Annotated in this window: 22 protein-coding genes; 13 read left to right on the forward strand and 9 right to left on the reverse strand. The window is 32.4% G+C overall.

All coding sequences use genetic code 11. The annotated features are described in order from the left end of the window. Positions 1-157: 157 nt before the first annotated feature. A complete protein-coding gene (locus BUC11_RS01395; RefSeq protein WP_073351159.1) occupies positions 158-664 on the forward strand; it encodes a DUF2911 domain-containing protein in 507 nt (168 codons plus the stop codon). 224 nt (positions 665-888) lie between these two features. On the opposite strand, the gene BUC11_RS01400 is transcribed toward BUC11_RS01395, so the two are convergent. After that, a complete protein-coding gene (locus tag BUC11_RS01400) occupies positions 889-1,308 on the reverse strand; it encodes an Lrp/AsnC family transcriptional regulator (RefSeq protein WP_073351161.1) in 420 nt (139 codons plus the stop codon). Between the two features lie 106 nt (positions 1,309-1,414). Between BUC11_RS01400 and BUC11_RS01405 the strand changes: the two genes are divergently transcribed. Together BUC11_RS01405 and BUC11_RS01410 are read left to right on the forward strand one after the other, a co-directional pair. Then, on the forward strand, positions 1,415-2,134 hold the full coding sequence (locus BUC11_RS01405) for a sulfite exporter TauE/SafE family protein (protein ID WP_073351163.1): 720 nt from the start codon (positions 1,415-1,417) through the stop codon (positions 2,132-2,134). 117 nt (positions 2,135-2,251) lie between these two features. After that, a complete protein-coding gene (locus BUC11_RS01410) occupies positions 2,252-3,463 on the forward strand; it encodes a multidrug effflux MFS transporter (RefSeq protein WP_073351327.1) in 1,212 nt (403 codons plus the stop codon). A 178-nt stretch (positions 3,464-3,641) separates the two neighbouring features. Here BUC11_RS01410 and BUC11_RS01415 read toward each other — a convergent pair whose 3' ends face one another. The 3 genes from BUC11_RS01415 to BUC11_RS01425 all read right to left on the reverse strand — a co-directional run bounded on the left by BUC11_RS01415 (position 3,642) and on the right by BUC11_RS01425 (position 5,501). Beyond that, positions 3,642-4,223: an LOG family protein gene (locus BUC11_RS01415; protein ID WP_073351165.1), complete on the reverse strand. Its 582-nt coding sequence runs from the start codon at positions 4,221-4,223 to the stop codon at positions 3,642-3,644. A gap of 650 nt (positions 4,224-4,873) precedes the next feature. Continuing rightward, positions 4,874-5,179: a helix-turn-helix domain-containing protein gene (locus tag BUC11_RS01420; RefSeq protein WP_073351167.1), complete on the reverse strand. Its 306-nt coding sequence runs from the start codon at positions 5,177-5,179 to the stop codon at positions 4,874-4,876. Next, positions 5,163-5,501 carry a type II toxin-antitoxin system RelE/ParE family toxin gene (locus tag BUC11_RS01425; RefSeq protein WP_073351169.1) on the reverse strand — a complete coding sequence of 113 codons (339 nt, stop codon included), beginning with the start codon at positions 5,499-5,501 and terminating at the stop codon, positions 5,163-5,165. The genes BUC11_RS01420 and BUC11_RS01425 overlap by 17 nt, the downstream gene beginning before the upstream one ends. Before the next feature lie 441 nt (positions 5,502-5,942). Between BUC11_RS01425 and BUC11_RS01430 the strand changes: the two genes are divergently transcribed. After that, positions 5,943-6,950, forward strand: coding sequence for an IS110 family RNA-guided transposase (locus BUC11_RS01430; protein ID WP_073351173.1), 1,008 nt, complete (start codon positions 5,943-5,945; stop codon positions 6,948-6,950). Positions 6,951-7,046: 96 nt separating this feature from the next. Here the strand turns inward: BUC11_RS01430 and BUC11_RS01435 are convergent, their stop codons facing one another. The 4 genes from BUC11_RS01435 to BUC11_RS01450 form a co-directional block, all read right to left on the reverse strand. After that, positions 7,047-8,702 carry a helicase associated domain-containing protein gene (locus BUC11_RS01435; RefSeq protein ID WP_073351175.1) on the reverse strand — a complete coding sequence of 552 codons (1,656 nt, stop codon included), beginning with the start codon at positions 8,700-8,702 and terminating at the stop codon, positions 7,047-7,049. Positions 8,703-8,942: 240 nt separating this feature from the next. Beyond that, a complete protein-coding gene (locus BUC11_RS01440) occupies positions 8,943-10,280 on the reverse strand; it encodes a DEAD/DEAH box helicase (RefSeq protein ID WP_073351178.1) in 1,338 nt (445 codons plus the stop codon). Positions 10,281-10,500: 220 nt separating this feature from the next. Next, the gene (locus tag BUC11_RS01445) at positions 10,501-12,045 is read right to left on the reverse strand and encodes a DEAD/DEAH box helicase (protein WP_073351180.1); all 1,545 of its coding nucleotides are present in this window, start codon (positions 12,043-12,045) and stop codon (positions 10,501-10,503) included. A 107-nt stretch (positions 12,046-12,152) separates the two neighbouring features. Further along, complete coding sequence (locus tag BUC11_RS01450; protein WP_073351182.1) at positions 12,153-12,680, reverse strand: DUF6155 family protein; 528 nt, start codon at positions 12,678-12,680, stop codon at positions 12,153-12,155. A 146-nt stretch (positions 12,681-12,826) separates the two neighbouring features. On the opposite strand from BUC11_RS01450, the gene BUC11_RS01455 reads away from it, so the two are divergent. Further along, entirely contained in the window at positions 12,827-13,111 is a 285-nt protein-coding gene (locus BUC11_RS01455; protein ID WP_073351184.1) for a DUF3817 domain-containing protein, read from the forward strand. Then, on the forward strand, positions 13,104-14,360 hold the full coding sequence (locus BUC11_RS01460; RefSeq protein ID WP_073351186.1) for a mechanosensitive ion channel family protein: 1,257 nt from the start codon (positions 13,104-13,106) through the stop codon (positions 14,358-14,360). The genes BUC11_RS01455 and BUC11_RS01460 overlap by 8 nt, the downstream gene beginning before the upstream one ends. Positions 14,361-14,397: 37 nt before the next feature. On the opposite strand, the gene BUC11_RS01465 is transcribed toward BUC11_RS01460, so the two are convergent. After that, positions 14,398-14,781, reverse strand: coding sequence for an acyl-CoA thioesterase (locus BUC11_RS01465; RefSeq protein WP_066077555.1), 384 nt, complete (start codon positions 14,779-14,781; stop codon positions 14,398-14,400). 70 nt (positions 14,782-14,851) lie between these two features. Between BUC11_RS01465 and BUC11_RS01470 the strand changes: the two genes are divergently transcribed. The 7 genes from BUC11_RS01470 (at position 14,852) to BUC11_RS01500 (ending at position 21,655) form a co-directional block, all read left to right on the forward strand. Beyond that, complete coding sequence (locus BUC11_RS01470) at positions 14,852-15,253, forward strand: glyoxalase (RefSeq protein WP_073351188.1); 402 nt, start codon at positions 14,852-14,854, stop codon at positions 15,251-15,253. Positions 15,254-15,548: 295 nt separating this feature from the next. Next, positions 15,549-16,262 (forward strand): esterase family protein, encoded by a 714-nt coding sequence (locus BUC11_RS01475; protein WP_073351190.1) that lies wholly within the window; start codon positions 15,549-15,551, stop codon positions 16,260-16,262. A 43-nt stretch (positions 16,263-16,305) separates the two neighbouring features. Beyond that, complete coding sequence (locus BUC11_RS01480; protein WP_073351192.1) at positions 16,306-17,253, forward strand: ATP-grasp domain-containing protein; 948 nt, start codon at positions 16,306-16,308, stop codon at positions 17,251-17,253. A gap of 193 nt (positions 17,254-17,446) precedes the next feature. Next, positions 17,447-18,553, forward strand: a complete 1,107-nt coding sequence (locus tag BUC11_RS01485) for a carboxylate-amine ligase (protein WP_073351194.1) — start codon at positions 17,447-17,449, stop codon at positions 18,551-18,553. A gap of 42 nt (positions 18,554-18,595) precedes the next feature. After that, a complete protein-coding gene (locus BUC11_RS01490; protein ID WP_073351197.1) occupies positions 18,596-19,426 on the forward strand; it encodes a type 1 glutamine amidotransferase in 831 nt (276 codons plus the stop codon). A 15-nt stretch (positions 19,427-19,441) separates the two neighbouring features. Next, positions 19,442-20,632 (forward strand): hypothetical protein, encoded by a 1,191-nt coding sequence (locus tag BUC11_RS01495; RefSeq protein ID WP_073351199.1) that lies wholly within the window; start codon positions 19,442-19,444, stop codon positions 20,630-20,632. A gap of 459 nt (positions 20,633-21,091) precedes the next feature. Then, complete coding sequence (locus BUC11_RS01500; RefSeq protein WP_073351201.1) at positions 21,092-21,655, forward strand: gluconate 2-dehydrogenase subunit 3 family protein; 564 nt, start codon at positions 21,092-21,094, stop codon at positions 21,653-21,655. Positions 21,656-21,698 lie beyond the last annotated feature (43 nt).

Consider the following 21,698-nt stretch of genomic DNA (forward strand, 5'->3'; position numbering starts at 1 on the left):
TGTAAAAATAACAAAATTTAAAATTATAACGCAGCCATTTATCAGGCAAAAGTATTAATTTACATATTACTTAATATTTTCATAAAATAAACAAGAATGACAATGAATTAAATTGCCTTTTTTTACTTTTATAACTTAAACTTAAACATTTTAAATCATGAAAGGAATTAGAAAAATGCATTTTTCACTTATCGCCTTATTCATTGTGAATATTATTGCTGCTCAAGGAAAACCTACAAGCAGTAAAGAAGTAGCTACAGGAAAAATAAATGGTGCTACCATTACTATTAATTACGGCAGTCCGTCGGTAAATGCAAGAAAAATTTGGGGCGCTTTAGTACCATTTAATAAAGTTTGGCGTGCCGGAGCAAACGACGCAACTACTTTTGAAACAGATAAAGAGGTAACAATTGAAGGAGCAAAATTGCCAGCAGGGAAATATTCCTTTTTTATTGTGCCCAGTGAAAAAGAATGTGTAATCATCTTTAACAAAGAAGCAAAACAATGGGGAGCTTACGATTACAAAGAAAAAGAAGATCAATTGCGTGTGACAGTAAAACAAAAAGTAGCTAAATCAACCGCTGAAAAATTAGTGTATACCGTGAATGCTAATAATGTTACGCTAAGTTGGGAAAATTGGAATATTCCAATCAGTGTTAAATAATAGTGGATAATAAATATTAAAAGCATCACCAGTATGTGTTGCTTTTTTTATGAACGCAATTCTAGGACTTGCATGAGTTTCAATATTTTCTATTTTACATAATATAAATTATAGTGCATTTATAAGCAATTGGAAAGCAGGAGGAATTCATATCTTTGTTAAGTCCATCTAGAAATCTAGAAAACCTCCTTAGTAAATGTAAAATAATCAAACTTAATATAGATTTATAAATTCTTCAAATCAGATAGAATTAAGTGTGTTGTAGGTTCACCATAAAGCAAAAGTCTGTCAATAAACTGTTGCAAGTGCAATTGATCTACTAGTATCACTTTCATGAAAATATTATGAGTTCCTGTAATTCGGAAAACCTCGCCTATTTCAGGAAATTGTTCTAATTGTTCACAAAATATTTTTAGCTTCCCGCTGAACAATTTAAACATGATGAAAACTTCTAAACCAAATCCAAGTTTTCTATTATCAAGTTGAACATTATATCCTTTAATAACTTCAGTATCTTCTAATTTTTGAACGCGTTCTCTTACTGATGATGGTGAAAGTCCAACTTGTTTTCCTATTTCTACAAACGAAGTTCTAGAGTTCACCTTTAAACTTTCTATTATTTTTAAATCAACGGTATCAACCATAAATAAAGTTTTAATTTCGGCTAAAATACATTTAAAATATGAGAAAATGATGCTAATTCCATTGATTAAATTTTATGTTCTTACTGTTGTATTCTAATTTTGTAGTATGGATTTAATGTTACTTTTACTTATTATTGGAATTTTTTTAGGTTTTTTTATTCAAACGATTAGCGGTTTTGCTGGTGCTTTGGTTGCTTTACCCTTTTTGCTTCTTGTGATGCCGCTTACAGAAGCGGTTAGTTATATTTCTATATTCTATTCTTTATCTTCTCCAATTTATTTTTACAAAGAATGGAAAAATATGGATAAACCCTTGCTAAAAAAACTAGCGATTACTTCCTTTTTTGGAATCCTTATTGGTTCGATCGTTTTAATCTATGGTCAACCAATACTACTAAAAAAGGCGCTTGGTTTGTTTATTATCTTATTTGTTTTGAACAGTTTAAGAATTAAAAATAAGCAGCCATTTGGTTTTATGATCCAATCTATTTTAGGGCTTTTTGGTGGATTTTTTTCTGGCGTTTTCTCTACAGGTGGCCCCTTATATGCGATAATTATCAAAAATGAAACCGATGATGTCAAAGTTTTTCGCGCCACAATGTTTGGAATTCTGGGATTAGTCTCCATGATGCGCATAGCAGTTTTGGTATTTGAAGGCATTTTAACCACTACTGAATTACATAATTCGTTGTATGTTTTACCTTTTTTTATAGCAGCGTTGATTTTAGGAAAGATGGTTTACTTAAAATTAAATGAGGAATTTTTAAAAAAATTTATTTTAGGATTGCTTTTTTTATCGGGTACCGCATTATTGCTCAAAAGTTAAAGGAATTTTAGTAATTCAAATTTATTTAATCTTACGCTTTGATATAGATAATTAGCACCTTTAATTAATTTACCTTTGCAAAAATATTAAAAACCAATTTTGACTACAAATACCACAATTACAAAGAAAAAATACATCAAATTAATTCTAATATTGGGTTCATTAACTGCTTTAGGACCTTTTTCTATAGATATGTATTTACCTGGTTTTGCCGGGATTGCCAAGGACTTGAATACTTCAGTTGCCAATGTTTCAATGACTTTATCCAGTTATTTTATAGGAATTTCAGCAGGACAATTACTTTATGGACCGTTGTTAGACCGTTTTGGCCGAAAAAAACCACTCTTTATTGGTTTGTTAGTGTACATAGCAGCATCCTTAGGTTGTGTCTTTGTAACTGATATAGATACTTTTATTGGGTTGCGTTTCATTCAAGCAGTTGGCAGTTGTGCGGCAACTGTAGCTTCTGTATCTATGGTTCGTGATTTATTTCCTGTGAAAGATATTCCAAAAGTATTTTCCATGTTGATGTTGGTTGTTGGGCTTTCTCCAATGCTGGCGCCAACAATTGGCGGTTACGTAACCGAGGATTATGGCTGGCATACTGTATTTTTTATCTTGATGTGCATGGGAATCGTAATTCTTATTGCAGCGCAGATTATTTTACCAAATACCTATTTGCCAGACACTTCTATTTCACTTAAACCCAAACCAATTATTACTAATTTTATTAAGATTCTGAAAGAACCACAATTTTACACCTACTCTTTTGCAGGAGCCATTGCGTTCTCTGGTTTATTTACCTACGTGGCCGCCTCTCCTATTTTATTTATGGATATATTTAAGGTCGATGCCAAAACTTATGGCTGGATATTTGCGTTTATGTCATTGAGTTTCATAAGTGCCAGTCAATTGAATTCGTTGCTCTTAAGAAAGTTCAATAGTGAACAAATGATTTTAGGAGCCTTACTTTCACAAACTGCAATTAGCGTTTTATTTCTAATTTTAGCAGTGAATGATCTTTTAGGATTGTATGAAACTATCACAATGTTATTTTTATTTCTGGCTTGTTTAGGAATTTCAAATCCGAATACAGCAGGTCTTACCCTTGCTCCTTTTGCTAGAAATGCAGGAAGTGCCTCAGCGCTTATGGGTGCTATTCAGTTGGGATTAGGCGCTTTTGCATCCTTTGCAGTGGGAATTTTTGTAACTAATTCCATGTTGCCTATGGTGATGATTATGACGGTTTCAACCGTTCTGGCGTTGTTCATTTTAATTCTTGGAAAGCGAAATATTAAAAAAATAGTTACAAATTCAGCAGATGAATAAATGACACCTGTAGATTAATGGTTTTAAGTAAGAGCGTAATAATACTAATCAATTTTTTTTATTATTAGAAAAGAAGAATAATTGAAATTTCATTCTTTTCTAATTTACTCCTCAACACGCGGCTATTCTTAATTGAAGGAATTTTAAAACTGTAGTTGAAAACGTTTGTAAATTGTCGTCATAGGGTTTCTTTATTAATCCATTTAGTAACTACAGGAGCTTTATATTTTTTCATATTATCCAGTAAATCATTAATGTTATCGCTAACTAAAAGCATTTGTTGATTGACGGCTTTTAACAATCCTTTATCTACCATGGTCTGGATTAAAACGATTAAAGCGTCATAAAAACCGTTTGTATTTAAAAGGCCAATAGGTTTTTTATGCAGTCCAAGTTGTGCCCAAGTGAGCATTTCAAATAATTCTTCAAGTGTACCAAAACCACCTGGCATTGCAATAACGCCGTCGCACAGCGCATTCATTTTTGTCTTTCTTTCGTGCATCGTGTCTACTATAATTAACTCTGTCAAATTGGTATGTGCAATTTCTTTGGATTGCAAAAAGAACGGAATAACTCCAATGACTTTACCTCCTTCGCTCAACACGCCATCCGCAACTGCTCCCATAAGGCCAATATTTGCGCCACCATAAACTAATTCAATGTTTTGTTTAGCTAATGTTTGACCCAATAAGGTCGCTTGTGATTGGAAAACTTCGTCTGTTCCCATGCTGGAACCGCAAAAAACTGTAATTCTTTTCATTGTAATTGTTTTTGTATAGTAGGAAAAGGAAACTTTTAATTGATATTTTTATGGTGGTTTGTGATTCCGACAAAGGAGACCCGAGAGTAAAACTCGAATAGGCTTAGCCAATTTAATTACTTGCTCATGTTATGTGAAATCCAGTTCATTATTCCCCTTTCAAACGCCACGAATCTTTTGATCTTATACCTTGTTATTTTTCTATTAAAGATAAGGTCGTCTTAACTAATGTAAAAAACACCTTATTACCTGTATTTTAAACATCAAAGATTGTTGCTAAAGTCATTAAGATTATAGTTGTTAATAAAATTACTATTGAAAGAAAAGAGCTTGATTTTTTTAAAAAATTTTCCAAATACCATCCTTGGATATTAAAAGCAAGCATTACAATTGTTAAAATAATTAAAGGAATAGTTATTAATTCGAATATTCCACTAAAAAAGTTATTTAAAACGATATGTTTAAATGATATGTATATTAAACATGCAAAATAAATAAAACAACTGCTACTTAATATTAGATTTATGTTTCTTTTCATATTTATGTCTTAATATATAATCAGCGCTAATGTGGGAGCATCGGACATGTAATTTCGCGCTAACTTCGCGTTGTTATATCCTAGCGATCTGGATTCATTGTTTGTATGCTCACTATAGTTTAATTGATAATTCCAAATGGCCACCTAAACCAAGTTCAACAATTTTTTGTAAGGTAGAAAATCGGGCTTCTTTGACATTATTTTCAATTTTTGAAATGTAAGACTTTGTAGTTCCAACTTTATCGGCAAGCTCTTCCTGAGTTAACCCTTTTTGAAGTCTTGCATCATGAATCATTGTACCAATTTTAAAGTTGATAAAGCCTGCTTCAAGTTCGTCACGTTTCTCAGTTCCTACAGCTCCGTAATGTTTAGTTTTAAACTGATCGAGTGTTTGGATAGATTTATTTTTCGTTTTCATATTCCTTTTTTATTTTAATTGCTTTTTCAATTTCATTTTTGGGAGTCTTTTGTGTCTTTTTTTGAAATCCATTCGTAAGAATTACTAATTGGCCTTCATCAAAAAAACAAAAGATTCTAAAAATATCACTTCCTTGCTGAATTCGTATTTCAAAAAGTCCGTCTGTATTTTCAATATGTTTAAGATACGTTTCGGGAATTCTATCTAATTCTTCAATTAATTCCAACGTCCAAATAATTTTCGCCTTGACTTTTTCACGCTGCCTGATAAAGAATTCTTCAAAGTAATCTTTAAAAAAAATTATTGTTCGTTTCTTACTCATTTTACAAAGATATAAAAGTTGCACCAAAGTGAAACTTATATTTGATGATTTTATAGTATATTGTCATTTCGACGGTGGAGAAATCTTCATCAGTTGCTCATGGTATTTGATTTCTCCTTCATAGAAATGACAATATAAACGTAAATTTGATTAACGGTTTTTATACCTGCATACTATTGTACTATGGCTAGCAGGATTCTCATGTTGGGCAAGGAATGCAATTCCGCCTTTACTTTGTATTTGACAAAAAAACATTAAATTTATTCAAAGGAAAACAGAGGTGAACTATCAAATCCGCCAAATTTATGACTTATTTAGCGCATTAGTCCTCTGTCTTCTCCTTGAATCCCGTTGAATTGCTTCAAATAGAATGATAGACATCAAGGTCTAATAAAGGCTCTAAAGAAGTTCAACATTTTTGTTTATCCTAAATTCAAAGTTATGAAAAACTATTTATTTTACGTAGGTATTGACATTTCAAAATCAAAATTAGATGTAGTTATTTTAAAAAAAGAAGCACCCAATGTAACTAATCATTTCATTGTCGAAAACAACTTAAAAGGTATTAAAGAAATTTTAAAAAACTTAATAAAACAGAAAATAGATTTGACTACTGTTTTGTTTTGTTGCGAAAACACGGGTATTTATACATTTCCTTTGAGTAGCCATTTATCTGAAATCAACCTTGATTTCTGGGTAGTTCCAGCCATAGAAATCAAACGATCTAAAGGAATTTCCAGAGGTAAAAATGACAAGGCAGATGCAAAAGATATTGCTTTATATAGTATTCGAAATATCGACAAACTAAAGCTTTCGACTTTGCCTGAAACGGTAATTCAACAGCTGAAATTGCTTTATACTGAAAGAGAAAAAGTGATGAAATCTTTTAAGATTTTTGAGGCTACAAAAGAAAATGTTGATTTTATGCCCAAACAAGTTTACAAAACAATCGTAGGAATAAATAATAAAACGGTGAAATTTTTAAAAGCAACATTAAAAGCTATTGAGAAGGAAATGAAATCAATAATATCTAATCAATTGGAATTGAAAAATCAATTTGAATTGATTAAAAGTGTTCCTGGTATTGGGGATAAAACTGCTATTTATATGCTCACTGCAACAAGAGGATTCACGGCTTTTGATAACGCAAGAAAATTTGCTTGTTACGCCGGAACTGCACCTTTTGAATACAGTTCGGGTTCTAGTATTAAAGGACGAACCAAAGTGAATCATATGGCAGATAAAAAGATGAAATCAATATTACAAATGTGTGCTTTAGTTGCCGTAAAACATGATCCGCAACTCAAAGAATATTATGAAAGAAAAAAAGGTGAAGGTAAGAACGCAATGCTGGTTTTAAACAATGTAAAATGTAAAATTATTGGTCGTGTTTTTTCTGTAATTAACAGACAAACTCCCTATATAAATACATATAAATTTGCCTGTTAAATTTTAAATTTTTTTTTGTTTTTTATCATAGAATGCGCTAACTTCACTTTGCGATATCTGAGCGATCTGGATTCTAGCTGTTGGCAGATATTACCTTTATGTCCAATCAAAACCTATTTCATTCAACCTATCTATTCTCCATTTTCCCTCTTCAGACTTATCATCTTTATAATTGTATTTGATGCTAGCTTTAATTTCTAACATTTTACTAAATCTAATATCTCCCCGAACACCTTTTCCATCTGGATATTCTTTTTTAAATTCTAAATAAGTTGCAATAAATTTTTCAAGATTTGCTTTTCTGATGTTTAGTTGATAATCAAAATCAACTCCAAGGTCAATTAACCACTCTTCACGTTCTTTTGTTAATTTTATTATTTCTCCATTTGCTTTTTTTCTTCCAGTATTCCTTAAAGTTCTTTGGTCATTAACCCATTTACCTAATTTTTTTATTTCTAAATCTTTATCTATTTGCGATGGATTTGCATTTCCAGTTTTAGTTTTATACTCTTCTAGTTTAAAATAATTTTCAAACCATTTTCTATCTAGTGGAGTACCCGAAATTTTAGAACCGAATGTTTCCCATAGAAAATTGATTTCATTCATTTTTTGCTCCTCGTATTCTGTCCAAATTGGAGGACGTATTCCTTTTCTTCTTAATTTTTGTAATGCACACCACGTTCCTAATGAATAATTAGGACTGTTTTGATTTTTAGTTTGAGGAATATGTGCGAAATCCATTTTATGTTTCGTTTTGTATGCTACTAAATCCTCAAAACGTTCCTTCCATCTTATTCGACTTTTGACAAGTTTTCCATCTTCAAATGGAAAATCACTTTCTTCAAGTTGCTGCATTATAAAAAGTGGAATTTCTCTATTATTATTGATGAGATATTTTATATTTCTAAACCAAGTAAATAAAGTTCTATCATCTGTGTCTTTTTTGACAACTCCGCCACTTTTAGGATTATTTTTTTTATATTCTTTCCATCTTTCAAAAAGTATTGGAAATTTTTCTAAAGAGTTGGCTGTAAATTGTATATCATAATCTCTGTCATTTTCTAATTCTTCAGGTAAATCTAAATTACCTAATTCTAAATTTTTAAGATTCAGTTTTTCCATTTCTGGAAAAAGTTCTAAATTTTCTAAATTTTCAATTTCTTCATCGCTTTTAAAACGAGTGTTTATTTCTTTTATTACAAGACCTTGAGATATCAATATCTCTAAAAATTCAGTTGTCAGTTTTTCTATATTTTGATGAGTTTTATTTAATAAATCTTCAAAATAAAGTTTGAACTGATTTATGATTTTTATTCCCTGAGCGTCACTTGTCCTAAAATTTAATGAAATTGCACCTTCTACATTTATAAATAGTCCAGAACTGGTTAAATTAGTAGAGCCGATAATTAATCTATTCCAATTTTTTCCCTCGAATAGAAAAATTTTAGGATGAAAAATCATTGCGGATTGTGTGTGAAAAATATACGTTTCAATTTCATTTCGTATAAGTTCCTGTAATGCATCTTTTGATGTTCCATTATCGTCAACACCAATGAAGAAATTTAATTTTTTATATTTTTTTTTCGCAATATTTATGGATGGAACAAGTTTATTTACGCCTGCGTAAGATGCGAACGCTATTAATCCAGTGAAACTATCAAACTTATTTTCCCCAAACGAAGTTACTAAAATATTTCCAACTGTATTTTCGTTTTTAGGGTCTAATCCGTGTCCAATGAAATTACCTTGCATAATTTATTTAGGTGTTTTAGCTGTTTTTTTTCTGCGATTCGAGGGCATTTTTGCCGTCTTGCATATTAGACCCATAAAAGAGGCTATTATTTGTTTAGCTAAAATATAAAAATTTTATTACAAATCATCCAGTAAAATCCTTTTCTCTATAATTTTTATCTAAAACAAAACCATAAAAAAACCATTGCCCTGCTTTCTCAAGCTTTGCAATGGTTTTTCAATTATAAAACAAAATAGTTGTTATTTCATTTTTTGTCTTTTTACCGGTTTCTCTGTCGGTTCGTTTTTGTTTTGCAACAAATAATTAGCCAACAATTTTTCGATTAATTCATCTTTAGTCAAATGATGGAAAACGGTTTTTATTTTAGTTTTCAATTCCGCATCAACCTCATGGTTGGGTTTGGTTTTGAAGATTTGTTTTGCCCATAAAAGGGCGTTGTTTTCTTCGATGCTTAGCGAGCTTGGTTTTTTGAACTCGGTGAATTTGATTCCTAGTTCTTTTTCAAAATCAGCAATTTCTTTTACTTCTTCGGGTTGTAAAACGGTTAACGAAAGTCCCTTTGCTCCTGCTCTAGCCGTTCTTCCGCTGCGGTGCACGTAGGCTTCATACACATCAGGTAAATGGTAATTCACCACATACGAGATTTCCTTAACGTCAATTCCTCTAGCAGCTAAATCAGTAGCTACTAAAATATTGATATGTCCTTCACGGAATTGCTCCATGATTCGGTCACGGATTCCTTGTGATAAACTGCCGTGCAAAGCGCCTGATGAAAATCGATTGATGGCTAAGTTTTTGGCTAATTTATTAACCGCCGCTTTGGTTTTACAAAAGATAATACCGCGTTCTCCTTCTTTCGAATTCAAGAAATGCATTAAAACATCCAGTTTTTCAATAGGATCTACCACAATATATTCGTGGTCAATACCTTGATTTCCTACCGTTTCCATGTTGGCACGAACTTCTACTACATTTTTATGTAAGTAATTCTGAACCAATTGTTTGATTGTTCCGGGCATGGTTGCTGAGAACAAAATTGTTTTGTGTTCTTTTGGCAATTCGGCAACAATTTCGTCTAAGCTTTCTTTTAAGATGGTTACCATTTCATCGGCTTCATCGAGCACTAGGAATTTGGTTTCTTTCAAGTTGATTGCTTTGCGCTGAATCAAATCGATTAAACGACCTGGAGTTGCCACCACAATGTGCGTAGGCAATGCAAGTCTTTCGATTTGTGGTTTTATTGGAATTCCACCGCAAGTTGTTGCAATCGAAACTTGTGGTAAAAATTTAGCGAAATCTTCTAAGTTTCTAAAAATTTGGTGTCCTAGTTCGCGTGTTGGAACTAAAACAACCGCTTGTAGTATTGGTAAATCAGTGTCAATTAATTGTAAAATAGGTAATCCAAAAGCCGCCGTTTTTCCGGTACCGGTTTTAGCTAGTCCAACCAAATCTGTTTCATTAGCTAATAAAAGTGGAATTGTTTTTTGTTGAATTTCTGTTGGTACCACAATTTTCATTTCGGTAAGCGCTTGTACTAATGGTGCTGAAATTCCTAAATCAGAGAATTGTTTTGGCATTTTTTTGGATTTTATATTTTAAAAAAAAAGTTGTTGTATTATGGTAATTTTTAGCCCCGATAGCAGTGAAAATCCTTTTATTTTTTCTTTAAAAATAAAAGATTGCAACGAATAGCGGGATTAGCTCCTAAAAACGCTTCTCGATACATTTTTTGTTTTTCTTCGCTACACAAAAAACACTCGAACTGACGTTATTGATACTTAAACCTGAGCGTTAGTACTAATCTTCGTCGGGTTCGTTCATGATTTTTTCACGATATTTCTTCCCAGTTAACAATATCAGTTTCAATTTGTAATCGTCAACAAGCCACTCGCGGTAATTTTTACTACACTGACTTAAACATTTTGAGTAGCGTTTGATGCGGCAATCAATGTCATCCTCTAACAATTTTCCTAATATTTTGGCCTCTTGCAAAGTATCCGAATTATCTACACACATAGCAGCGTGTTGTTCTAAGGATTTTTCTAGCACTTCTTTGGAACGCAAATTTTGTTTAATGATGAGTTTGTGCTCTTCATCAACATCAAAGGCTACAACGGCCGTTTTACTAAATTTTTCACGTAATTCAGGAGGCATACTGTATTTAAAATACAATTCAATTTCCGTATCATCACGTAAATTTTCCAAGTAAAACTCGGGTGATTTAAAGATGTGTTGCCAGTTGACCGGCTCGCTCCACAGTCCAAATCTTGCGGCATTATTTCCTAAATCGATCACGTTAAAAACATCTTTATTAGGCAATTTTCTGGAACCACGACCAATCATTTGATAGTATAATGTCAAAGATTTTGTCGCTCTATTCAATATTATAGTTTCTACTGTAGGCTCATCAAAACCGGTGGTAAGAATCCCAACCGATGTTAAAATAGCATCCGGCGTGTGTTTGAACCAATGTAAAATATCTCTTCTCTCCTCGTTATTGCTGGTATTATCTAAATGGCGAATCGCATAACCGGCTTCTCTAAATGTTTCATACACATATAATGATGTATTGATTCCATTATTGAAAATTAGGGTTTTCTTACCTAACGATTTTTCCGTATAGGCATGCAATAATTTTTCCTGCATGGCCATATTGGTATATAAATCATCTGATGATTTTACCGTATAATCTCCGTTGATTCCTACTTTTAGTGACGTTAAACCCACATCATAACTATAGGTAACTGCTTTTGCCAAAAATCCATTAGCGATCAAAGAGCTAATGGTGTCTCCTACGATTAATTCATCGTAGCTTTCATGCATTGGCAACTTAATATTAGAACTTAATGGAGTTGCTGTAACCCCTAAAATAAAGGCGTTTTTGAAAGAGCTCAATAATTTTCTAAAGGAATTGTAATGCGCCTCATCGATGATTACCAATCCTACATTATCTAAATGTAGTTTTTCATCGTTGATACGGTTTTTCAACGTTTCAACCATGGCAACAAAACAAGAATAATCGTTTTGGTCCGGAAGTTCTTTTACTTTACTGTTGATGATTTTGTTTTTTACGTCAAAACCCTTCAACATTTTTGAAGTTTGCTTGCACAACTCAATTCGGTGTGTTAAAACAACTACTTTTTTATCATGTTGTGATAAATAACGGCGCACGATTTCTGAAAAAACTACTGTTTTTCCGCCACCAGTAGGCAACTGGTATAATAAATGGTGCTGAGGAGGTGCATTATCTATGCGTTCAAATATGGCATCAATATCGCCTTTTTGATAGGCGTAAAGTTCTTTTTTGTCTTCGATTTCTATTTCTGAAGTGTTTTGGGACATTGCTTATTGTTGGATTTTTGCAAAAATACGCCTAAAAAACAGTTTAACTGTCACTTTTAATTAAAAAAAAAGGGGATGGATTAAATAAAATTCAATTATAACACCATCTAATACTCAATACGTTCTAAAACGGCATTAAATTCAGGTTCGTTATACCATTTCTGGTTGATTGTTTGCTGATGAATGACTTTTAATCGGGATTTGAACTCCTGCAGTATTCCATTTCCAATCAAGAAAATAACGGCTTGTTCAAAGGAATTGAACATACTTTTAAAAAATAATTCGTGCTTGATTGCATTTTCCGAAGCAAATGTTTGAGCAATTTCAATATTGTAAAGCATAACATCGGCAATTACAAAGGGATCTACACCCAAAAGAATGAAATGTTTGATGTATTTTTGAGCAACGGAGCGTCTCATTTTTGGTTTGCTGCGTCTTCCCGATTTTTTTAAAGGATAGTATTCGTTTGAAATTTTGAGTTTACATTCCTGTAAAAGCGTTTCTTCCTTTGGATTAAAAACAAAATTATAGTACACTTTTACGGGACTAAATTTCTCATACAATTCGATAATTTGTTGTTCGAGTTGCTCTTTATTTAATTCAGACAAATATTTTTTTAAATCGCGTTTGCTCATTATCAAAGTTTAAGGATACAAAAGTAATTTACTTTAGGAATCAATGTGCCGTAAATCAAGGATATTACTTAATTTTGACACAAATAAAGGTAGATGTTCCTTTTTTCAAAACCTATTTTTTTACTTTTATACCCAAATTTAATCTTATGCTCAAAATTTTCAAAATTGTCGCTATACTCGAAGGCGTTTCTTATTTGGCTTTGTTTACAAATATGCTTGCTGTAAAACCAACTAATTTAATTCTTTATAAAACATTGCTTTTCCCAATAGGAATGGCTCACGGAATCCTATTTGTAAGTTATATCATATTAGCTATTATGCTGAAATTTGAACAAAACTGGGATTATAAAAAATTTGGAATTATCTGTTTGGGTTCTTTAATTCCTTTTGGAACTTTTTATGTAGATAAGAAATATTTACAAAATGTATAAATACATAGAAAAAATATTCACTTTTCTATATCCTGTTTTTCGTAAATGGGGATTGGGAAGCAGCACCGCTTCGTATCTTAGTTTAGTATTGAATATTCTTGTTTTATGCGTGATGGCGTATGTCATCTATGTTATTTTTCGTCTTGTTTTAGTTACTATAATGGCCGTTATTGCCCAAAAAACTAAAACTAAGTTTGATGATTTATTAGTTACAAATAAGACAGCCAAATATATTGCGCACTTAATTCCGCTTTTATTTATTTACAAGTCAGTTCCCATAATTTTGGACCGATTTGTTTATTGGGAAACTTTTTTTGGCAAGCTCGTTGGAATCTACATCATCATTTTAGTGCTATGGATTATACGCACTATTTTTAATGCATTGCGGGATTATTTAAAGTTAAAACCCCGCTACAGCGATAAGCCAATCGATAGTTTTATTCAGGTCATTATGATCATGCTATGGGTAATTGGAATAACCTTAATCATTTCAAAATTGTTTGAAATTGATCAAAAAGAGCTATTGACGATTTTAGGAGCTGTTTCGGCGGTAATTATCTTAATTTTCAGAGATACTATTTTGGGTTTTGTATCTAGTGTTCAGGTTTCTATCAATGATATGGTTCGAATTGGAGACTGGATTACGATGGATAAATTTGGAGCCGATGGCGATGTCATCGAAATTAATTTGGCAACGGTGAAAGTTCGAAATTTTGATAATACCACCACTACTATTCCTACCTATAGTTTGAGTTCGGATTCGTTTCAAAACTGGCGAGGCATGCTGAATTCTGACGGTCGACGTATTAAAAGACACATCCTTATTAAAACAAGTAGTATTCGGTTTTTAGAAGAAGCAGAATTGGATAATTTAAAAAAAATCCATCTAATATCGGATTATCTTGACAACCGAAAAGTAGAAATTGACGAATACAACTCAGCCAATAAAATAGATAAATCACTTGCAATTAACGGTCGAAATATGACTAATTTAGGCTTGTTTCGAAAATATATTACAGAATATTTACTAAATTATCCTGAATTAAATAAAGACATGTTGATGCTTTGTCGCCAGTTGCAATCTACTTCGCATGGTGTTCCTCTGGAAGTTTATGCATTTTCACATGACAAACGATTTGAGAATTACGAGTACATCATGTCTGATATATTTGATCATATTATTGCCTCAGTAGGTTATTTTGATTTGGAAATTTTTGAAACTATCTCTGAAAATGATTTCAAAATATAAAGAAAATCCTAAACACGTACTACTCTAATTTGCAAATCTATAGCCTATCTTTGATATATTCTATTGCTGATTTTCCGTGGGCTTTTGGTTTTCCATCCGCGTCTAAATTTACCATTGTAGTATGATCAATTGTGATAATCGTTTCGCGCGTCATCATGTTTCTTGCCTCACACTTTAAGGTCAGGGAAGTAATTCCAAATTTGATGACATCAATACCAATTTCGATAATATCACCTTGTCTCGCTGAACTTCTAAAATTGATTTCTGACATGTATTTTGTTACGATTCGGGTGTTTTCTAGTTGAATAATGGTGTACAAAGCTAATTCTTCATCGATCCAAGCTAATAATTTACCTCCAAATAAAGTCCCATTGGGGTTTAAATCTTCGGGTTTTACCCATTTTCTGGTATGAAATCTCATAAGTTTTTATTTATAAGTGCAAAATTAAGCTATTCCTATTTCATTTTTTTTTAATTTTAAAGAAAAAACAATGAACACACGAGATACATTTTTAAATGATTTTAGAGGACAAGCAATCGGATCAGTAACCAAACAATCTACAACAGAAGAATCATTTCAAAATGAGGTACTTCGACCTATTCTAAAGTTACAAAACGACTTATTTATTGCCTCTTTCCTCAATTATGCAAGCAAAAATAAAACTGATTTTCAAACCTACACCATCGAAAAAAAAATGGCTACTATGGAAAATGCAGTTCAAAAAGATACCAAGTTTAGAAATGTCTTAAAAGGAATGGTAATCGGTTTATTTACCACAGCGGAATACGATATTTATGCAAAAAACGCTTCCAACATTAACAAGCGAATGATGAGTATGTTGGTGGAACGATTAAAAAGTCAAGTACAACTCTTTGAAACAAAGTCAAAGTAGAGAAGCAATTTTTACCTTTTTTATTTTTATTAATTCAATTACATAAAAAGAAAATAATTGATTTAGTCAAGATGCTTAATTTTGACTTACAAAATAATTTTTTTAGCATAACAAGAGGTTAAACCAATTTGGGTTTATTGATTTTAATTTAAAAAACAGGGCCTTATTTATCTAAAAATTACCATTTATTTCCAATTTGGTAATCCTAATCTTTTTTATAATAAATATTAGTTAAGTATACTATTATGTGCTTTTTGTATGATTTTTTTCATTATAATTGTTAAAAGTAAATAGTATGAAAGAACAGTATTTCAAATGGTATTCTCCAAATTTAAATAGAGATATAGAAATGTTGGTTTTTGGACATGCTGGATATCCTGTAATCTTATTTCCAACTTCGATGGGAAGTTACCATGAAAATAAAGATATGGGATTGATAGAATCCGCAAAATGGTACCTTGAGCAAGGTTTAATCCAAATATTTTGTCCAGACAGTATTGACAAAGACAGTTTTTACAATAAAAATATTCATCCTGTTCATCGCATAGAAAATCATGTCCGATATGATAAAATGATTTGTCACGAAATCGTTGAAAAAATTAAAAATAACACTTCCTCTGGAAAAGTAGTTGTTGCAGGTTGCAGTTTTGGTGGGTATCATGCTGCAAATTTTGCCTTTCGTCATCCCGGTTATGTGAGCCATCTGTTTTCTATGAGCGGTGCCTTCAATATTAAGAGTTTTATGGATGGTTTTCATAATGACGATGTGTTTTATAATAGTCCTGAAGATTATTTGTATGGACTGGACGACCACGAATTATGGAATATGGACATCGTTCTTGGGACCTCTAATTGGGACATTTGTTTTGACGCTAACCTAAAAATGAGTAAAGTGCTAACGGATAGAAATATCCACCATTGGTTAGACATTCGTCAAGAACGAAAACACGATTGGCCTGTTTGGCAAGAAATGTTTCCCCATTATTTATCAAGAATCAAGTTTTTTTAAAAGTAGTAAGAATCGAGTATTAAGTATAAAGACCAACAACAAGATGAAAAAAATAGGAATATTATTCGGAATGGAAGATACGTTTCCGCAAGCATTTATAGATCGGGTGAATTCAAAAAATGAAAAAGGAATCATTGCAGAAGCTGTTGCTATTGATAAAGTAGTTCAAAATCAAGATGGTGAATATGCTGTAATTATTGACCGAATATCACAAGATGTCCCTTTTTATCGTGCGTATTTAAAAAACGCTGCTTTAACAGGAACCAATGTAATCAACAATCCGTTTTGGTGGAGTGCTGATGATAAGTTTTTCAACAATGCATTAGCGGATACCTTAGGCGTTCCGTTGCCTAACACCGTAATTCTTCCTTCGGCAGAACATCCAACAGACACCACTGGAAAATCATTTCGTAACCTAAAATACCCAATGGATTGGGAAGGAATATTTCAATATATTGGATTTCCTGCCTACATGAAACCCTACGCTGGCGGCGGTTGGAAAAACGTATACCGTTTAGAAAACGTAGAGGAATTTTGGGAAAAACACCAGGAAACAGGACAATTAGTAATGATGTTGCAAGAGGAAATTGTTTTTACAGAATATTTTAGAGTGTACTGTTTGGGTTGCAAAGCCGTTAGAATTATGCAATACGAACCAAGGAATTCGCATCATTTGCGTTATGTAATTGACTGTTCTCCAGTAGATAAAAAATTATTGGCCACCATAAAAGACTATACTTTAAAACTGTGCAAAGGCTTAGGATACGATTTTAATACCGTAGAATTTGCCGTTCGTGACGGGATTCCGTATGCGATAGATTTTGGAAATCCTGCTCCTGACGCCGAATTAACTTCAGTTGGTGCTGAAAATTTTGAATGGGTTGTTGAAGAGGCTGCAAAAATGGCTATTGCTGCCGCAAAAAAACAAAAAGCAGGAAAGATGAATTTAACTTGGGGAACTTTTATCAAAGAGGCGGCGGCGGGAAAATAAAAGGAATGAATTAACGAAATTCATTGACCCCACTCTACCAGCCGACAGATAGGTTACTATGGAAATTCTTTATTACTTGCTGGCGTTTTTGCTTGAAAAAGCAAAAACGACCAACAATATTTAACTTTGAAACGGAAAGCGGGACCCGAGGGAAGCGAACTGACGAAGTAAACAGCTCCTAAAAAATATTCTAATGAAAAAATTACCAGTTTTTACACTTGGTGTAGAAGAAGAATACCAAATTATAGATCCTGTTTCAAGAGATTTGCGGTCGCATTTATCTAAAATTGTGGATGGTGCTAAAATTATTTTGAATGAGCAGGTAAAGGCTGAAATGCATCAATCTGTCGTGGAAGTGGGAACTAATATTTGTAATAATGTCAACGATGCTAAAAATGAGATTCGGTTTTTGCGCTCTAAAATTGTAGAATTGGCCGACAAACAAGATCTAATTGTAGGCGGAGCTGGCACACATCCTTTTTCGAAATGGCAAGATCAACCTATCACTGACGATCCAAGATATCACGATATAGTAAATGAATTACAGGATGCAGCACGTTCTAATTTAATTTTTGGAATGCATTGTCATGTAGGCATTGAAAATCGAGAAATCGGTTTACAATTGATGAATCAAGCAACCTATTTTTTACCTCATATCTTTGCGCTGTCCACGAATTCTCCTTTCTGGGAAGGCAGGCAAACGGGATATAAATCCTTTAGAACTAAAGTTTTTGACAAGTTTCCAAGAACAGGATTGCCAGAATATTTTGATTCAGTGGCATCTTATGACAATTATTTGGAAACTCTGGTAAAAACCAACTGTATTGATAATCCAAAGAAAATTTGGTGGGATTTACGATTGCATCCGTTTTATAATACGATTGAATTTAGGATTTGTGATATGTCATTGACAGTCGATGAAACGATTTGCATTGTCGCCATAATTCAAGCAATTGTAGCCAAATTGTACAAATTGAACATGAACAATACTAGTTTTAATGTGTATCGATTGGCTTTAATTAAGGAAAATAAATTTCGAGCTGCACGCTACGGAATTGAGAACAACATGATTGATTTTGGTTTGCAAAAGGAGGTGGAAACAAAAATGCTAATTTTGGAATTACTAGATTTTATTGATGATGTGGTGGATGAATTAGGCAGTCGCGACGATATCAATTACGTTCATGAAATTCTGAAACACGGAACCGGAGCCGATAAACAATTGGCTATTTTTCAAGAAACAGGAAGTCTGTCAAGTGTGGTCGACTTTATAACAGGTGAATTTACCAAGGGATTATAAAATATAAAGTACCTTTGCTTATTATTTTTTAGAACTACGATTATGTTAAATAAAATTATAAAAATTGCGCTTTTAGATATGTACAACGGAGAACCCAATCAGGGAATGCGCTGTATTATTGATGTGGTGAATAGATTTAGTCCTGTAGTGAGTTTTGAAATATTTGATGTTCGAGGAAAATGTAAATTACCAGATATCAGTAAATTCGATATTTATATTTCTACTGGAGGCCCCGGAAATCCTTTGATTGGAGATGGGAATTGGGATACCCAATACTATGAATTCATTGATTCGTTGACAAAGTGGAATAATGAAAACGAAATAAAAAAGCATGTGCTGTTTATTTGTCATTCGTTCCAAATGGCTTGCTTGCATTTTGGATTAGCGACAGTAACAAAAAGAAACGATACCTCTTTTGGAGTAATGACTATCCATAAAACAAAAGAAGGTATCACCGATCCTTTATTCGAAGGTTTGGCTGATCCGTTTTATGCAATTGATTCTAGAGATTATCAAGTGGTACAGCCAAAACTCAGTATTTTCGCTAAAAAAGGAGCTAAAATTATCTCTTTGGAGAAAATTAGAGATCATGTGCAATACGAACGCGCAATTATGGCAGTTCGGTTTACTGATTATTTTGTAGGTACGCAATTTCATCCTGAAGCAGATCCTATAAGCTTTGTTTCGCACATGAGAAATAAAGATGCGAAGGAGAAAATCAAGAATATGAAAGGAAAAAAGAAGTTTCGCAACATGTTAGAGGATTTAATGGACGATGATAAAATTTACAGAACCAATGAAACCTTGATTCCAAATTTCCTTCGGATAGCGATAAATGACTTGATGAAAACAAAAAAAATGCTTTCTAATTAATACCATCTATTTCAAATGATTGCAAAATATCGGGAGTTGTTTACTACTCAATTTACAGACAAAAAATATCAAGACTTTAAAGATGATATTGCTTCCGATTTCAATTATCTACCTACATTCCGTTTGGGAGAAACCCCTTTTTTTATTTCGAAGGACCTAAAAAATCAATTGCTTGAGGGCTGTAATGAAGTTATAGCTTTTATTCAAAAGAACGAATTTAAATCACTTACAGAAAAGTCTTTAGAACTCAATCATAACGTACCTAATGAAGATGAGCACACTACTTTTTTAGCCATCGATTTTGGTATTTGCGAAGAAGACGGCGCGGTTATCCCAAAACTAATCGAAGTGCAAGGATTTCCATCTTTATACAATTATCAAGTCAATTTGTATGAGAAATTTAAAAATCAGTATCCCTTTCTCAAAGAGTTAACTCCTTTCATAACGGATGTTGATCCACAAGAGTATATGTCTATTTTAGAGGACGCAATTTGCAACAATCATCCCAAAGAAAATGTCATTCTGCTTGAAATAGAACCTGAAAAACAAAATACCAAAATTGACTTTTATTATTGTCAAAGGGATATCGGTATTCCAATCGTATGTGTTACAGAATTGATAAAAAAAGGCAAACAACTGTATTACAAAAATGAAAACGGTGATGAGATTTTGATAAAACGAATCTATAATCGGGTTATTTTTGATGAATTGGATTTGCGAACAGATTTAAAACTTGATTTCAATTTCTCCGATGATCTTGATGTCGAATGGGCCGGTCACCCCAATTGGTTTTTCAGAATCAGTAAATTTATATTGCCCTTTTTAAAAGGAAAATATTTTATTGAAACCACACTCTTAAGTGAGCTAAAGGAAATTCCTGAGGATTTAGAAAATTATGTTTTAAAGCCCTTATTCTCCTTTTCAGGAACAGGCGTTATTTTCCATGTTACTCAAGCGGATATCAAAGCAGTAATTGAAAAAGAACTTTATATATTGCAAAAAAAGGTACACTACCTTCCTATTGTGCAATCGCCTGACGGCAAAGTAAAAGCAGAAGTACGCGTCCTTTGCGTTTGGAAGAAAGAGGATAAATCCCCTACTCTACTTTGTAACCTTGTAAGATTGAGCCGTGGTGAAATGATAGGCGTAAAGTTCAATAAAGATAAAGATTGGGTTGGTGGTACTTTGGGTTTATTTGAAAGATAACTATTTTCCACATTAGGGTCTTACCTTTTTTACGAAACAAACTGAAATTTTATTTGTTTTTTTATCGCATTATCCCGTTTGTTGATCTTAATTCACAAAAAAATATTTGAACATCAATACACTACATTTTTTTTGGTGTAAATGTCATTTTAACGCATTGAAAGACTTTTTATCGAATTTTTTTCTATTTTTTATAAATAATAACTTGTTAATAAAGCATTAAATTAACTTTAATAGCGATTTTTCTTCCTTTTTTTATTTCCTAAATATATCTTTTTAGTCGATATCATCCATTTCATTGATACTTTAATGAATTTTTTTGTCTGATTTCCTTAATAATTTGAAAAATATGGAATTATTCAATATTTTAACATAAAAAAAATCAACCTGTTTTTTTTTTCTTTATTATTGTATAGTTATACTAAATTTTGAATAATCATTAATTTTAATAAGTAGCAAATGAATAGAAGAGAAGCACTTAAAAGCGTTGCCTTTTTAATGGGAAGCGCAATCTCCGCAACTACAATGGGAGTTTTATTTGAAAGTTTTACTTTGCCCGAAAAAGAGAAAAACCAAGTGTCTTTTTCTGCTACGGATGAAGAAATTTTGGATGAATTCGCCGATATCATTATACCGACTACAGCCTCTTCACCAGGAGCTAAAGCTGCAGGATTGGGTGCTTTTATTCCAATGATGATTAAAGATTGTTATCCTGCAAAATTACAAGAAATTTTTGCATCAGGATTAAAAGCAATGCAATATCAATGTTCAAAAGATTTTGGTAAGGATTTCTTGTCAATGTCTGTTGAAGAACGTCAAAAATTGATGACTTCCTTGCGTGATGAGGCAATTGCCAGCAACAGAGCTCCTTCTTTCTTTTTATTAGCTAGAGACTTAACGCTTTTAGGGTATTATTCATCAGAAATAGGATGTACACAAGCGCGTGAATATTTACCTGTTCCCGGACATTATGATGGAAATGCTACTTATGTACCAGGTCAAAAAGCATGGGCAACCAATTAATTGGCAGCGATTATCTTAAACTATTTTAATAAATAAAAAATAC

The sequence above is a fragment of the Flavobacterium xanthum genome (assembly GCF_900142695.1).
Taxonomy (GTDB): domain Bacteria; phylum Bacteroidota; class Bacteroidia; order Flavobacteriales; family Flavobacteriaceae; genus Flavobacterium; species Flavobacterium xanthum.